The sequence below is a fragment of the Massilia sp. Bi118 genome, from assembly GCF_918697865.1.
GTDB lineage: Bacteria > Pseudomonadota > Gammaproteobacteria > Burkholderiales > Burkholderiaceae_D > Telluria.
In genome coordinates this window covers 133,650-147,944 of the sequence record NZ_CAKKMV010000004.1, presented here as the reverse complement: position 1 = coordinate 147,944, position 14,295 = coordinate 133,650, and the positions used below count along the sequence as shown (strand labels likewise).

Sequence of the window (14,295 nt, the reverse complement as noted above, 5' to 3'; positions counted from 1 at the left end):
GTGGTTATCGGATGTTGTACCGTTGATCCGTTCGATGTAGTGCACCGAGTTCTTTATCTCGAACAGAAATTCAATATATTGAATATTACCCCCGGCCATTGAACTTGGCAAGCGATTGCCAAATAAGCTTAGATGAATAAAGTAGTAACAGCCCTCGCCCCCAGCCCGCCCGCCGGCGCACCGCCCGAAGTCGGCGCCACCCTGCAGCGCCTGCGCCTGGCGCGCGGCCTCACGCTCGAGGACCTATCGCGCATCGCCGGCGTGTCCAAGTCGATGCTGTCGCAGATAGAGCGCGAAAAGGCGAATCCGACCATCGCCATCACCTGGCGCCTGGCCAACGCCCTCGGCGTGCAGATCGGCGAACTGCTGTCCTCCGAGGTCCGCAGCAGCGATGTGATCCGCGTGGTCGACGCCCACGAGATCCCTACCCTGCCCGGCGCCCATGCCGGCTACTCGCTGCGCATCCTCGGCCCGATGGACCTGGCCGGCAAGTATGAATGGTACGAATTGACCCTGGCGCCGGGCGGCGAGCTGGCGTCGCAGGGCCACGATCCGGGCACCAGCGAGCACCTTACCGTGCTGACCGGCGCGGTCGAGCTGGAAGTCGGCGCCGAGAAGAAGCGCGTCAAGCACGGCGCCACGGCGCGCTACCCGGCCGACCAGGCGCACATCATCCGGAATACCGGCAAGCTCGAGTCCAAGGCCTTGATGGTGGTCGTGCACCGCTGAGTGCCTGGCTGGTGCGGCTGTCGTTTTATATAGACGGCCGGCGCCAACAATCGTGACACTTGGCCTGCGGCAATTTAAAATGCTGCCATGCAATAATCGTATGTACACATGGTCAGCGTCAACGATATCGCCGCGTGGCGTATCCGCATCTTCTCTTCCCTGCTCTCCGTCGTCCTCGCGCTGGGCGCGATTGCGGCCGCCCCCAGCATCCCACTATTGATCCACCAGGGCCTGTGGCCGGTAGCGCTCATGGATACCGTCGCCCTGGCCTGGATCTTCGCGATCTGGCGCCTGGAGCGCTTGCCCTACCGCCTGCGCGTCCTGAATTTCCTGGCAGTTCTGTATGCGGTGGCGATTGCGCTGATGCTGGCCATCGGCCCGGCCAGCCTCAACTACCTGCTGGGACCGCCGGTCATGGCCGTGATCCTGCTGGGCTTGCGGCCAGCGATGGGCGCGCTGGCGCTCAGCGCCGCCTGCATCGTCGCGCTTGCCGGCGGCGGCCACGTCGCCCTGGCGGTGCCCGGCATGGAAGGCAATGCCCTCAGCGCGGCGCTGGCAGTGACCCTGAATTTCACCTGCGTCGGCGCGATGATCGTCCTGACCAGCGGCACCCTGCTGAAAGGCCTCTCGCACACGCTCGCCAAGGTGCGCGGCGACGAAGAGCGGGTGCGGGCCCTGAACGACGAGCTGCAGCTGACCTCGGCCGCGGTGGCGCGCCTGAACGACATGGTGCTGATCGCCCGCGCGGTCGATGGTCCGGACGTCTCGCAGCCGGTCATGTTCGCCAACGACGCCTTCCTGCGCCGTACCGGCTACACCCGCGGCGAGATCATCGGCCGGAGCATGCGCGTGCTGCATGGTCCCGAGACCGACAAGGCCACAGTCCGCCGCATCCTCGACGGCATGGCGCGCAGCCAGCCGGTGCGGGCCGAGATCGTGAACTACACGAAGGATGGCGAACCCTATTGGGTCGAGATGGAGATGATGCCCTTCGCCCGCGCCGGCGAACACGCGACCCACTGGGTGGTGGTCGGCCGCGACATCACCGAGCGCCGCGACGCCGCCGACGCGATCCACCGCCTGGCCTTCTACGATGTGCTGACAGGCCTGCCGAACCGACGCCTGCTGATGGACCGCCTGGACGCCCTGCTCGGCCACACGCGCGATGGACGCGGCCTGGGCGCGCTGCTGTACATCGACCTCGACAACTTCAAGAACATCAACGACGCCCGCGGCCACGCCACCGGCGATACCCTGCTGGTGCAGGCCGCGGAGCGCCTGGGCCGCGCGGTGCGCCAGCGCGATACCGTGGCGCGCCTCGGCGGCGACGAATTCGTGGTGCTGCTGGATGGCCTGGAGCCGGACCCCGCGCAGGCGACCCGCGCGGCGCTGGCGGTGGCCGACAAGATCCGCGCCGCGCTGGCCGAGCCGATCGAGATCGACGGCCAGGCCCACCATACCTCGGCCAGCATCGGCGTGGCCCTGCCGCTGCATGCCGAAACCGCACACGACCTGCTGCGCGAAGCCGACACCGCGATGTACCACGCCAAGGCCGGCGGCCGCAACGGCGTCGCCCTGTTCGAAACGGACATGCTGGCCGATGCCCAGCGCCGCCTGTCGCTGGAACGCGACCTCGCGCTGGCGCTGGAGAACGGCGAGCTGGCCATGCACCTGCAGCTGCAGGTCGGCCAGGACGGGCTGCCTGCCGGCGCGGAACTCTTGACACGCTGGCGCCGCGCCGACGGCAGCTTCGTGCCGCCGGATGTGTTCATTCCATTGGCCGAAGCCAGCGGCCTGATCGTCCCGCTGGGGCGCTGGGTGCTGCGCCAGGCCTGCCAGGCCTGGCTGGCGCTGGACGCGGCCGGCCACCCGCTGCCGCTGTCGATCAACGTCAGCCCGCTGCAGTTCCGCCAGCCGGACTTCGTGGCCCAGGTACGCGCGGTACTGCAGGAAACCGGCGCGCCGCCGCAGCAACTGATCTTCGAAGTCACCGAAGGCCTGCTGATCGAGGACATCGGCAAGACCATCGCCCGCATGCGCGAACTGGCGGCGCTCGGGATCCGCTTCTCGATCGACGATTTCGGCACCGGCTACTCGAACCTGGCCTACCTGAAGAAGATGCCGCTGTACGAGCTCAAGATCGACAAGAGCTTCATGCGCGACACGCCGCACGACGCCAACGGCACCGCCATCGTGCAATCGATCCTGGCGATGGCCGGCCACCTCGGCCTGCGCGTCGTCGCGGAAGGGATCGAGTCCGACGACCAGGCGCGCTTCCTGGCCGGCCACGGCAGCCCCTATATGCAAGGCTATCTGTTCCACCGGCCGATGCCGCTCGAGCAGCTGATCGCGCGCCTGGCGGCCCGCACGGATAAGGCCAGGGCATAAAAAATGGCGCACCGCCCGGGTGCGCCATTCTCTACTGACGACTCCAGCGAATTACTGCGCGCCGCCCATCGCCTGCGGCGCTTCGTTCATCTTCAGCGCCTTGCTCAGGAAGCCCCAGCGGTCCGCCACTTCCTCGATCTGCTTGCCGGTCGGCTTGCCGGCGCCATGGCCGGCCTTGGTGTCGATGCGGATGATCACCGGATTGCCGCCGGCCTGCGCCGCCTGGGCGGTGGCGGCGAACTTGAAGCTGTGCGCTGGCACCACACGGTCGTCATGGTCGGCGGTGGTGATCATGGTGGCCGGATAGCAGGTGCCCGGCTTCAGGTTGTGCAGCGGCGAATACTTCACCAGCGCCTTGAACTCGTCCGCGTTCTCCGACGAGCCGTAGTCCGAGGTCCAGGCCCAGCCGATCGTGAACTTGTGGAAGCGCAGCATGTCCATCACGCCCACCATCGGGATCGCCGCGCCGAACAGGTCCGGACGCTGCGTCATGGCCGCGCCCACCAGCAGGCCGCCGTTGGAGCCGCCGCCGATCGCCAGTTTCGAGGGCGAGGTCACCTTGTTATTCACCAGCCACTCGGCCGCGCCGATGAAGTCGTCGAAGACGTTCTGCTTTTTCAGCTTGGTGCCGGCTTCGTGCCAGGCTTCGCCGTACTCGCCGCCGCCGCGCAGGTTGGCGACCACGTAGACGCCGCCCATCTCCATCCAGGCCAGGTTGGCCGGCGAGAAGCCCGGGGTCATCGAGATGTTGAAGCCGCCGTAGCCGTACAGGTAGGTCGGGTTCGAGCCGTCCAGCTTCAGGCCTTTCTTCGAGACGATGAACATCGGGACGCGGGTAGAGTCGCGGCTGGTGTAGAACTGCTGGCGGGTCTCGTAGTCGGCCGGGTTGAACTTCACGTCCGGCTTGCGGAAGACCGAGGTGGCGCCGCTCTTCATGTCGAGGCGGTAGATCGTGGTCGGGGTGGTGAAGCCGGTGAAGGAGAAGAAGGTCTCGCTGTCGCCCTGCTTGCCGCCGAAGCCCGACACCGAGCCGATGCCCGGCAGCGCGATCTCGCGCACCTGCTTGCCTTTGAGGTCGGTGACCTTGACCACGCTGCGCGCGTCGGCCAGGTATTCGTTGATCAGCTGCTTGTTGACCATGTGGCTGGAGACCAGCGTCTGCTGGCTTTCCGGCACCACGGTCTTCCAGTTGGCTTCCTGGGGCTTGTTGACGTCGATGGCGACGATGCGCTTGCGCGGCGCATTGCGGTCGGTGGCGAAGTAGAACACGCTGCCGACGTTGTCGATGAAATCGTAGCCTGCATCGAAGTTGTCGATCAGCGGGAGGACCTTGCTATCCGGCTTGGACAGGTCCTTGTAGAACACGCGGTACTTGTGCGCCGTGCCCTTGGTCGCCGTGATCAGGAGGTAGCGGCCGTCGTCGGTGGTGTTGCCGCCGAAGCCCCATTCTTTCTGGTCCGGGCGGTCGTAGACCAGCACGTCCGCTTCTTGCGGGGTACCCAGCTTGTGGTAGTACAGCTTCTGGAAGTAGTTGACGTCAGCCAGCTTGGTCGCTTCCTTCGGCGCGTCGTAGCGGCTGTAGAAGAAGCCCTTGCCGTCGCGGGTCCAGGCGGTGCTGGAGAATTTCACCCACTGGATGTGGTCTTCGAGGTCCTTGCCGGTGTCGACGTTGCGCACGCGGATTTCGTTCCAGTCGGAACCCGAGGCGGCGGTCGAATACGCCAGCAGCTTGCCGTCCGGGCTCACCGCCAGCCCGGCCAGGGCGACGGTACCGTCGGCAGCCAGGGTGTTCGGGTCGAGCAGCAGGCGCGGCGTGTCGGACAGGGTTTTCATCGTGTACAGCACGGACTGGTTCTGCAGGCCGTCGTTGCGGCTGAAGAAGTAGCGGCCGCCTTCCTTGTACGGCACGCTGTAGCGCTCGTAGTTCCAGAGCTGGGTCAGGCGCTGGCGGATCGCTTCGCGCTCGGGGATCTGCGCCAGCCAGGACTGGGTCACCTTGTTTTCCGCGTCGACCCATTCCTTGGTCTCGGCGCTGTTGGCGTCTTCCAGCCAGCGGTAGGGATCGGCGACCTTCGTGCCATGGTAATCGTCGGTCTGGTCGACCTTTTTCGCGACCGGGTAAGCCAGCGGCGTGCCGGAGCAAGACTGGGCGACCGCAGCGGTGCTGCCGAAGCTGAGGAAAGCGGCCGCGACGGCGGCGGCGAGGGTGGCGTGTCTCATGCGCATGGTGATTGTTCTCTCTGTCGGTAAACGAAGTGGCTCATGCCTTCAAGCATGATAGCGTGCGAATTGCTCCACCGACAAGTATTCTTCAAGCAACATGCCACACCGGCGCTCACGCCGTGCGCCGCTCCTCGCGTGCCGGGGCACGGGCCCGCCACTGGCGGCTGAGGTCGCGGGCATCCTCGATCTCGCGGGCCGACAGGCGGCGCGCGACGATGGCCTTGTTGGCGCTCGCGGCCGGGTCGCCGGCGTCGGCCGCCAGCAGCATCCACATGTAGGAACGCACACTGTCGCGCGGCACGCCGCGGCCGCTGTTGTACATGCCGCCCAGGTTGTACTGGGCCAGCGCGTGGCCCTGCTCGGCGGCCAGGACGTACCAGCGCACCGCTTCCGCGTCGTCCTGGTCCACGCCCTGCCCGGTGGCGTACATGACGCCAAGGTTGTTCTGGGCGCTGGCATCGCCCTGCTCGGCGGCGCGCCGGTACCATTCGACGGCCGTGGCCTCGTCGCGGTGCACGCCCTGGCCGTTCGCGTACATCACGCCCAGGGTGAACTGGGCGTTGGCGGCGCCCTGGGCGGCGGCCAGGCGGTACCAGTAGAAGGCCTGGCGCACGTCGGCCGGCACGCCGCGCCCGTGCGCGTACATATTGCCCAGGTTGTACTGGGCCAGCATGTGGCCCTGCTTGGCGGCGCGGGTCGTCAGGGCCAGGGCTTCGGCTTCGTCGCGCGGGCCGCCGCGGCCGCTTGCCAGCAGCAGCGCGAGGCTGAACTGGGCTTCGGCATCGCCCTGGCCGGCGGCGCAGTGGAGCCAGGGCAGCGCCGCCTTGTCGTCGCGCGGCACGCCGACGCCGTCCAGATAGCACAGGCCCAGCAGGCGCTGCGCGGCCGGATCGCCGCGGCCGGCCGCGCGCCGGAACCAGTAGGCGGCCTCGAGATCGTTGGCGGCCATGCCCTGCCCGCGCCGCAGCATCAGGCCCAGCGCCACTTCGGCCGGCGCGTATTTGCCCAGCGCCGCCTTGCGCAGCCAGGCCGCCGCCAGTGCATGGTTGACCGGGGCGCCCTCGCCGCGCAGATAGCATTCGCCGAGCAGGTGCTGGGCGCTGGGCAGGTTCTGGCTTGCCGCGCGCTGGTACCAGCCCAGCGCCTGCTCCGGACTGCGCGCCACCCCGCGTCCGGCGCGCAGCATGTCGCCCAGGTTCTGCTGGGCCGAGGGATCGCCCTGCTCCGCGGCCAGCGCGAACCAGCCCACCGCCTGGGCGTCCGACTGCGCCACGCCGCGCCCCTGGTAGACCAGGGTGCCGTAATGGTTCTGGGCGAAGGCCAGGCCGCGCTCGGCCGCGCGGCGCAGCCATTCGGCGGCACGGGCATCGTCGCGGGCCACGCCGTCGCCGTTCTTGTACATGAGGCCGAGGTTGAACTGCGCATAGGCGTCGCCACGCTCGGCCGCGCGGGCGAACCACACCAGCACGGAATTTTCCGGTGACACGTCAGAGTGCTGCATGATCGCTCCAGGAAAAATCGGACAAATTGACGGCGGAACCGCCTAATCGCGGCGCCGCAAGAATTGTCAAAAGTCTAACTAGGAGGAATCCGACGGGCTTGATCTGTCACAGAGAGGCAAAGCTTCAGCGCGGAAAAAAATCGCGGAAAACTCGCGGCGATGCAGAGCCAGCGCAACTGTCGCGAAAATCTCGCGTGGCAGCCGGAGCCGCCGTTGTGATCCCACAAACTGTGGGCTTCGCGCACAGGCTAGCGGCAGTGCCTGGTGACGTAGGTGTCCATGAACCCCGACACCTTGGCGGCAGCCACGCGGTTGATCGCCACCAGCAAGTCCGGCGGCACCGGTCCCAGCCCATAGGACTGGCCAAGATGGCGGCCGATATGCAACAGCAGATGCGCGGCGACCTCGGCGTCGGCCTCGGCGCGGTGGGCGGTGCCGCGGAAGGCGATGCCGAGCGAGCGCGCCAGTTCGCCGAGCCGGTAGCTGGGCAGGCCAGGCAGCACGCGGCGCGACAGCTTGACCGAACAGACCAGGCCGGCATGGCGGCAGGCATGGCCCAGACGGGCGCCCTCGGCCTTCAGGAACTTTTCGTCGAAGCTGGCGTTGTGCGCGGCCAGAGTGTCGCCGCCGATGAACTCGATCAGCTCCGGCACCACGTCCTCGGCCAGCGGCGCCGTATCGACCATCTGCTGGGTGATGCCGGTCAGCGAAGTGATGAAGGGCGGAATGCGCACGCCGCAATTGACCAGCGAGACATAGCGCTCGACGATCTCGCCGCCGGCGATGCGCAGCGCGGCGACTTCGGTGATGCGGTCGCCGGACTCCGGCGAGAGGCCGGTGGTCTCGAAGTCGAGCATGACGATGGGACGTTCAAACATGGCAGTCTTTCAATTATCCAAACTTGCGCGCGGCGTCGATGGCGAGACCGGATCCGATGCTGCCGAACAGGTCGCCCTCGACGCGGCGCGCCTGCGGCACGATGGCGGCGATCCGTTCGCGCAGGGAAGCGACCCCGCTCGAGCCGCCGGTGAAAAACACGGTATCGACCTTGTCGGCCGCGACCCCGGCCTCGCCCAGGAGGCGCTGCACGGTGGCGCCGACCTGGTCGACCAGGCCCGCGATCGCCGTTTCGAACACGGCGCGTTCGACCTGCAGGCGCTCTGGCTGCGACAGCCGGTCCAGGTCGAGCTCGACCAGCGGCGTGCCGGACAGGCCGATCTTGGCTTCCTCGACCCGCATTGCCAGCCAGTGGCCGGCGCGCTCGTCGATCAAGTTGCGCAGGCGCGCCAGCTTGGCCGGTTCGGCGGCATCGCGCGCCAGATCTTCCAGCTGGGCGGTGCTCTTGCGGGTGTAGGCCTGGTTGATCGTGTGCCAGGTCGCCAGGTTGAAATAATAGCTGGACGGCACCGGTGCGCCCGAGACCAGCGCACTGCCGTAACCCAGCAGCGGCATCACCGATGCAAGGCTCAGATACTTGTCGAAGTCGGTGCCGCCGATGTGCACGCCGCCGGTGGCGAGGATGTCCTCGCGCCGTTCGATGCGGCCGGCGCGGTCCGGGCCCAGCCGCACCAGCGAGAAGTCCGAGGTACCGCCGCCGATGTCGGCGATCAGGACCAGTTCTTCCTTTTCGATGCGCGACTCGTAGTCGAAAGCCGCGGCGATCGGTTCGTACTGGAAGCCGATCTCCTTGAAACCGGCGGCGCGCGCGATCTCGGCCAGGGTGTCCTCGGCCAGGCGGTCGGCGGCGGGATCGTCGTCGACGAAATACACCGGGCGGCCGAACACGGCGCTTGAAAATTCGCGCCCGGCCTGCTGCTGGGCGCGGCGCCGCAGTTCGCCGATGAAGTGCGACAGCAGCTGGCGGAAAGGCAGCGCGCGGCCGGCCACTTCGGTCTGGCCATCCATCAGGCTGGTGCCGAGCAGGCTTTTCAGCGAGCGCATCAGGCGGCCTTCATAGCCCTCCAGGTAGTCCGCCAGGGCCGCGCGCCCGTAGCGCACCTGCTCGTCGTCGGCATTGAAGAACACGACCGACGGCAGGGTCGCCTTGCCGTCCTCGAGCGCGAGCAGGCTGGTGTGGCCGGGACGAACCCAGCCGACGGTGGAATTGGAAGTGCCGAAATCGACGCCGCAAGCGTTCGCCATGGATGCCTGACCAGAAGAAGGGAAAGGGAAAGGGGCGAGATGTTACCAGAAGTCGGGCCTGTCCCGCCAGCCCGGGCCATGTCGCGGCCCCGCGTGCCGGCAATCGTGCGCGCAGGTGACGGGCTTATATTATTGCTACTGACCAGAAAGGCAAGGATGCTCTACGAGTGCACATTGCAGCGCAACTGCTCGATGACGCCGCGCCAGGTGGCGCGCGCCTATGCCGTGCTGTGCATCCTGTCGCTGTCGGTCGCCCTCGCCTTTTTGCTGCAGGGCTTCTGGATGGTGCTGGCCTTTTCGCTGCTGGAGCTTGGCTGCGTCGGCCTGGCCCTGCTGCTGTATGCCCGCCACGCGCTCGACCGCGAACGCATCTCCTTGTCAAGCGACTGCCTGCTGGTCGAATGCGTGCAGGCGAATGTCCGCAGCCAGTCGCGCCTCGATCCGCTCTGGACCCGGGTGCTCACCGACGCCGCCGCGGCGCCTGGCCGTCCGCGCCGGGCCCTGGTCACGCTGGAATCGCGCGGGGTGCGGGTCGACATCGGCCGCTTCGTCAACGACGCCCGGCGCCGCCAGGTAGCGCGCGAACTCAGACTGGCCCTGCGCCAGATCTCCGTGATGCACTGAAGCCTCGTGTCAGCGCCGTCTTACATACACACGGCCAGGGTACCGATGTTTCAATTTCTGCATCATTTGCATAATGTGGAACTATCAATGCCGCGCCGGCAATTAGGCGCGGCATGCATCATTTTGGAGAAGAAGAATGAGCAATACGCATGGGGACTTTGCGATTGTCGTGCACGGCGGCGTCGGCAGCCCGACCGATTACAAGGACGGCTGCGAGCTCGCGGCCCGCCGCGGGTTCGAAGAATACGGCATCAGCGGCGACGCACTGGAAGCGGCGATTGCCGCCGTCACCGTCCTCGAAGACGACGGCCGCTTCAACGCCGGCCGCGGCGCCGCGCTGGGCTTGGATGGCGCCACGGTCGAGATGGACGCCTCGGTGATGGACACGCGCGGCCGTCTGGGCGCCGTGGCCTGCGTACAGGGCATCGAGAACCCGGTGCTGCTGGCGCGTGCGGTGTGCGACACGCCGCACTGGTTCCTGGCCGGCGAAGGCGCCAACCGCTTCGCGGCTGCGATCCGCCACCCGACCTGGAACAAGATCTCCGAACACCAGCGCGAAGACCACCGCAAGATCCTGAAGGAACTCGCGGGTTCGGCCCCGGCCATGCCCGGCGTCGACAACAAGGCCTTCATGCGTTTCTGGAATTACCAGGCGCCGCTGACGCTGCCGGCCAGCGCCGCCTGCGACACCGTCGGCGCCGTGGTGCGCGCACCGGACGGCCACTTCGGCGTGGCCGTCTCCACCGGCGGCTCCGCGCCCTGCCTGATGGGCCGGGTCGGCGACACGCCCATCATCGGCAGCGGCTTCTACGCCGGCCCGCACGGCGCGGTGGCGGCCACCGGCATCGGCGAACACATCGTGCGCCACCTGCTGGCCCACCGCGTCTACAGCTGGATCGAGGACGGCATGCCGCTCGAACAGGCGCTCAAGCGCGGCATCGCCCTGTTCGACAAGGACATCGACGTCGGCCTGGTCGCGGTCAGCCGCACCGAGGCCGGCGCCTGGGGCAACCGCGACATGCCATTGGCAAAACTCATCAAGGACTGACAGCACATCCCATGAATGCACGAGCACAGACGCAAGAACAGCAGGAACAGGAACGCCGGGTGCGCGAAAGCAACGGCCACCTGGTGATCATCGGCGGCCATGAAGACCGCAAGCACGACATGGAGATCCTCAGCCGCTTCGTCGAACTCTCTGGCGGCAAGGACGCCAGGATCGTCGTGATCTCGGCCGCCAGTTCGGTCGCCGACCAGATGTGGGAGATGTACGACAAGGCCTTCGGCGAATTGGGCGTGCGCGAGCGCGTCCACCTGCACCTGGCCAGCCGCCAGTGCGCCAACGACCGGGAGCACATCAAGGACATCGTCGATGCCACCGGCATCTTCATGACCGGCGGCGACCAGAAGCGCCTGCTGGCCATCATCGGCGGCACCGCCCTCGACAGCGCGATGCACACCGCCCTCAAGCTGCGCGGCGCCTGCATCGGCGGCACCAGCGCCGGCGCCTCGGCCATGTCGGGCCACATGCTGGCCACCGGGCGCGTCGAGCTGCATCCCGAAAAGGGTTCGGTCAGCCTGGGCGCCGGCCTCGGCTTCCTGCACAAGGTCGTGATCGACCAGCACTTCTCGGAGCGCCAGCGGCTTTCGCGCCTGCTGTCGGTGGTAGCACAGAACCCGTATTTGCAGGGCATCGGCATCGACGAGGACACCGCGCTGATCGTCGAGCGCGGCGTCGGCATCGAGGTGCTGGGCGAAGGCGCCGTCACCATCGTCGACGGCCGCCATATGAGCACCAATATCGCCGAGATCTCCGACCGCGAGACCCCGGAACTGATCGACGTCCGCCTGCACCTGCTGCCGGCAGGCAGCAAGTACCGCCTGCCGGACGGCGACGATGTCGCCGTCGAACACCGCATCCCGCAATCGCTGCTCGAATTTTTAGAAAACGTAACGAAACGGAACCCGCTCTCATGAGAATCACCGAACAACGCTTCCTGCGCGGCCCCAACCTGTACGCCGCAACGCCCTGCCTGACGGCCGTCATCGATAATGAAGAGATCAGCGTGGCCGGCCTCGGCGCGCGGCTGCTCGAGAAACTCCCCGGCATGCCGCCCGAAGCGTCGGCGCGCCTGTCCGACTGCAGCTCCCCTGCCGAGGCGCTGGAGCCGGTCACGATGGAATTGCAGCGCCTCGCCGGCGCCGCCGGCAGCTTCAGCCAGAGCCTGGCCGTAAGCGGCAATCCCGCGCTGCTGCGGGTGGTCTGCGGCTATGCGATCGAACAGGCGGCCGGCGCCGCCCTGCGCACCGCCCAGGACCTGGTCCGCGCCATTGCTGCGCACGAGGACTTCGATCTCGACACCGCGCTTGCTGAGCTGAAGGAGATCGCCCAGGATTACGCGATCGGCACCAGCACGGGCGCGGTGGTCAACGCCGCCCACAAGCGCGGCATCCCGAGCCTGCGCCTGACCGATCACGCCAACCTGTTCCAGCTGGGCTGGGGCAGCAAGCAGAAGCGCCTGCAGGCCACCATCACCGGCGCCACCAACAACATCGCAGTCGGCATCGCCAGCGACAAGCAGCTGACCAAGACTCTGCTCGACCAGGCCGGCTGTCCGGTCCCGGCCGGCGAGACCGTCACCACCCTGGCCGCGGCCCAGCGCATCGCACGCCGCATTGGCACCGTCACCATCAAGCCGCTCGACGCCAACCAGGGCAAGGGCGTGACCACCGCCTGCTCGACGCCGGACGAAGTCGAGCGCGCCTTCGAATTCGCGCGCAAATACGGCCGCCACGTGATCGTCGAAGAATTCCTGCGCGGCCGCGACTACCGCGTGCTGGTCACCGGCCGCAAGATCGCCGCCGCTTCCTGGCGCCGTCCGCCGCACGTGACCGGCGACGGGATCCACACGATCCGCGAACTGGTCGAAACCGAAAACCGCAATCCGGCGCGTGGCGACGGCCATACCAACATCCTTACGAAGATCCCGCTCGACGAGATCGCGGCCCAGGTGCTGGCGAAAGCCGGCTATGACTTCGATTCCGTGCCGCCCGAAGGCGAATCGGTCGACCTGCGCGGCAACGCCAACCTGTCCACCGGCGGCACCGCGGAAGACGTGACCGACCTGCTGCCGGAGGAAACCCGCGAGATCTGCATCCGCGCCGCCCGCACCATCGGGCTGGACGTGGCCGGCATCGACATCGTGTGCCAGGATATCTCGCAGCCGCTGCGCGAGCAGCGCGGCGGCATCATCGAAGTGAATGCCGCGCCGGGCATCCGCATGCACCAGTACCCGAGCCGCGGCACCCCGCGCGACGCCGGCGGCGCCATCGTCGACGCCCTGTTCGGCGAAGACAATGGCCGCATCCCGGTGATCGGCGTGACCGGCACCAACGGCAAGACCACCACCACCCTGCTGATCGCCCATGCCGCCCGCATGACGGGCATGCGCACCGGCGTCACCACCACCGAGGGCGTGTTCATCGACGGCCAGCAGATCGCCAAAGGCGACTGCACCGGCTACCGCTCGGCGCGCAGCGTGCTGACCTCGCCGGACGTCGACTTCGCAGTGCTGGAAACGGCGCGCGGCGGCATCCTCAAGCGCGGCCTGGCCTACGACCGCTGCGACGTCTCCGTGGTGCTGAACGTCGCGGGCGACCACCTGGGCCTGGACGGCGTCGACACCGTCGAGGAGCTGGCGAAGGTCAAGGCAGTGGTGGCCCGGCGCGCCTCGCGCGCCGTCGTGCTGAACGCCGAGGACGACCACTGCGTGGCGATGGCGTCCGAACTGGCGGCTGACGTGGAAAACAAGGTCGAGGTGCTCTACTTCTCGCTGGACGCCGACAACCCGGTCCTGCTGCGCCACCTGGAAAAAGGCGGCCGCGCGGTCTATTTCGAAGACAACGCCATCGTGCTGGCCGACTCCAGCTGCCACGAAGCGATCGCCGACGTGCGCCAGATGCCGGTAACACTGAAGGGCGCCGCGCGCTATAACATCGCCAACAGCCTGGCCGCAGCGGCCGCGCTGGTCGCCAGCGGCTTCAGCAACGCCGAGATCGAGGACGGCCTGCGCAGCTTCGTCTCCGACTGGAAGAGCAACCCGCTGCGTACCAACCTGTTCGACGTCGACGGCGTGACCGTGATCGTCGACTACGCCCACAACAGCGCCGCCTACGCCGCCCTAGCCGAAACCGCGCGCGCAATGACGCCGGGCCGCCTGGTCGGCGTGGTGGCCGCGCCGGGCGACCGCCGCGATGCGGACCTGGTCGACATCGGCGCCACCTGCGCCTCGGGCTTCGATGAACTGGTCGTGTACGAAACCGAGAACCGCGGGCGTGCAGCGGGTTCGGTGGCTGCGCAGCTGGTCGAAGGCATCCGTTTGGCGAAGTTCGAGGAAGACCGCCTGCAGGTCGAGCTGGATGTGCACAAGGCGATCCGTGCGGGTCTGGCGCGTTGCGTGCCGGGAGACTTGCTGGTGTTCGGCTGTGGGTCGGATATCAGCGAGCTGCTGGAGGCGATCCGGCCGACTTCGCCGGATGTGGCGAGGCGGATCGAGACTGAGGCGGCGTAAGCACAAGCCGTCATTCCCGCGAAGGCGGGAATCCAAGTTCATAGTACTGCCTTCAGCCTCACTATGCATACGAGCCTTGGATTCCCGCCTTCGCGGGAATGACGTTTACAAGCCAAC

The 14,295-nt window shown here is 67.4% G+C and carries 10 protein-coding genes; 6 read left to right on the top strand and 4 right to left on the bottom strand.

Going from position 1 to position 14,295, the window contains the following annotated elements:
* Nucleotides 1-132: 132 nt before the first annotated feature.
* Both LQV39_RS07500 and LQV39_RS07495 read left to right on the top strand, forming a co-directional pair.
* A complete protein-coding gene (locus tag LQV39_RS07500) occupies nucleotides 133-729 on the top strand; it encodes a helix-turn-helix domain-containing protein (RefSeq protein ID WP_230022674.1) in 597 nt (198 codons plus the stop codon).
* A gap of 108 nt (nucleotides 730-837) precedes the next feature.
* Nucleotides 838-3,117 carry a bifunctional diguanylate cyclase/phosphodiesterase gene (locus LQV39_RS07495; RefSeq protein WP_230022671.1) on the top strand — a complete coding sequence of 760 codons (2,280 nt, stop codon included), beginning with the start codon at nucleotides 838-840 and terminating at the stop codon, nucleotides 3,115-3,117.
* 51 nt (nucleotides 3,118-3,168) lie between these two features.
* On the opposite strand, the gene LQV39_RS07490 is transcribed toward LQV39_RS07495, so the two are convergent.
* From LQV39_RS07490 to LQV39_RS07470, 4 genes are all read right to left on the bottom strand, one after another.
* On the bottom strand, nucleotides 3,169-5,337 hold the full coding sequence (locus tag LQV39_RS07490; protein ID WP_230023478.1) for a prolyl oligopeptidase family protein: 2,169 nt from the start codon (nucleotides 5,335-5,337) through the stop codon (nucleotides 3,169-3,171).
* Nucleotides 5,338-5,452: 115 nt separating this feature from the next.
* Nucleotides 5,453-6,841, bottom strand: a complete 1,389-nt coding sequence (locus LQV39_RS26350; protein ID WP_290368559.1) for a tetratricopeptide repeat protein — start codon at nucleotides 6,839-6,841, stop codon at nucleotides 5,453-5,455.
* Nucleotides 6,842-7,089: 248 nt separating this feature from the next.
* The gene (locus LQV39_RS07475) at nucleotides 7,090-7,719 is read right to left on the bottom strand and encodes a PolC-type DNA polymerase III (protein ID WP_230022665.1); all 630 of its coding nucleotides are present in this window, start codon (nucleotides 7,717-7,719) and stop codon (nucleotides 7,090-7,092) included.
* A gap of 13 nt (nucleotides 7,720-7,732) precedes the next feature.
* Nucleotides 7,733-8,983, bottom strand: coding sequence for an Hsp70 family protein (locus LQV39_RS07470; RefSeq protein WP_230022662.1), 1,251 nt, complete (start codon nucleotides 8,981-8,983; stop codon nucleotides 7,733-7,735).
* 156 nt (nucleotides 8,984-9,139) lie between these two features.
* Between LQV39_RS07470 and LQV39_RS07465 the strand changes: the two genes are divergently transcribed.
* From LQV39_RS07465 to cphA, 4 genes are all read left to right on the top strand, one after another.
* Nucleotides 9,140-9,607, top strand: a complete 468-nt coding sequence (locus LQV39_RS07465) for a DUF2244 domain-containing protein (protein WP_230022652.1) — start codon at nucleotides 9,140-9,142, stop codon at nucleotides 9,605-9,607.
* A gap of 136 nt (nucleotides 9,608-9,743) precedes the next feature.
* Entirely contained in the window at nucleotides 9,744-10,655 is a 912-nt protein-coding gene (locus LQV39_RS07460) for an isoaspartyl peptidase/L-asparaginase (RefSeq protein WP_230022645.1), read from the top strand.
* A gap of 11 nt (nucleotides 10,656-10,666) precedes the next feature.
* Entirely contained in the window at nucleotides 10,667-11,584 is a 918-nt protein-coding gene (locus LQV39_RS07455; protein WP_230022642.1) for a cyanophycinase, read from the top strand.
* Nucleotides 11,581-14,178, top strand: coding sequence for a cyanophycin synthetase (cphA, locus tag LQV39_RS07450; protein ID WP_230022640.1), 2,598 nt, complete (start codon nucleotides 11,581-11,583; stop codon nucleotides 14,176-14,178). The genes LQV39_RS07455 and cphA overlap by 4 nt, the downstream gene beginning before the upstream one ends.
* The last annotated feature ends 117 nt before the right edge of the window (nucleotides 14,179-14,295 follow it).

Bases quoted from the DNA above. Each gene is read 5' to 3' on its own strand.
- LQV39_RS07500 (WP_230022674.1), top strand. From the start codon at position 133: ATGAATAAAGTAGTAACAGCCCTCGCCCCCAGCCCGCCCGCCGGCGCA.
- LQV39_RS07495 (WP_230022671.1), top strand. From the start codon at position 838: ATGGTCAGCGTCAACGATATCGCCGCGTGGCGTATCCGCATCTTCTCT.
- LQV39_RS07490 (WP_230023478.1), bottom strand. From the start codon at position 5,337: ATGAGACACGCCACCCTCGCCGCCGCCGTCGCGGCCGCTTTCCTCAGC.
- LQV39_RS26350 (WP_290368559.1), bottom strand. From the start codon at position 6,841: ATGCAGCACTCTGACGTGTCACCGGAAAATTCCGTGCTGGTGTGGTTC.
- LQV39_RS07475 (WP_230022665.1), bottom strand. From the start codon at position 7,719: ATGTTTGAACGTCCCATCGTCATGCTCGACTTCGAGACCACCGGCCTC.
- LQV39_RS07470 (WP_230022662.1), bottom strand. From the start codon at position 8,983: ATGGCGAACGCTTGCGGCGTCGATTTCGGCACTTCCAATTCCACCGTC.
- LQV39_RS07465 (WP_230022652.1), top strand. From the start codon at position 9,140: ATGCTCTACGAGTGCACATTGCAGCGCAACTGCTCGATGACGCCGCGC.
- LQV39_RS07460 (WP_230022645.1), top strand. From the start codon at position 9,744: ATGAGCAATACGCATGGGGACTTTGCGATTGTCGTGCACGGCGGCGTC.
- LQV39_RS07455 (WP_230022642.1), top strand. From the start codon at position 10,667: ATGAATGCACGAGCACAGACGCAAGAACAGCAGGAACAGGAACGCCGG.
- cphA (WP_230022640.1), top strand. From the start codon at position 11,581: ATGAGAATCACCGAACAACGCTTCCTGCGCGGCCCCAACCTGTACGCC.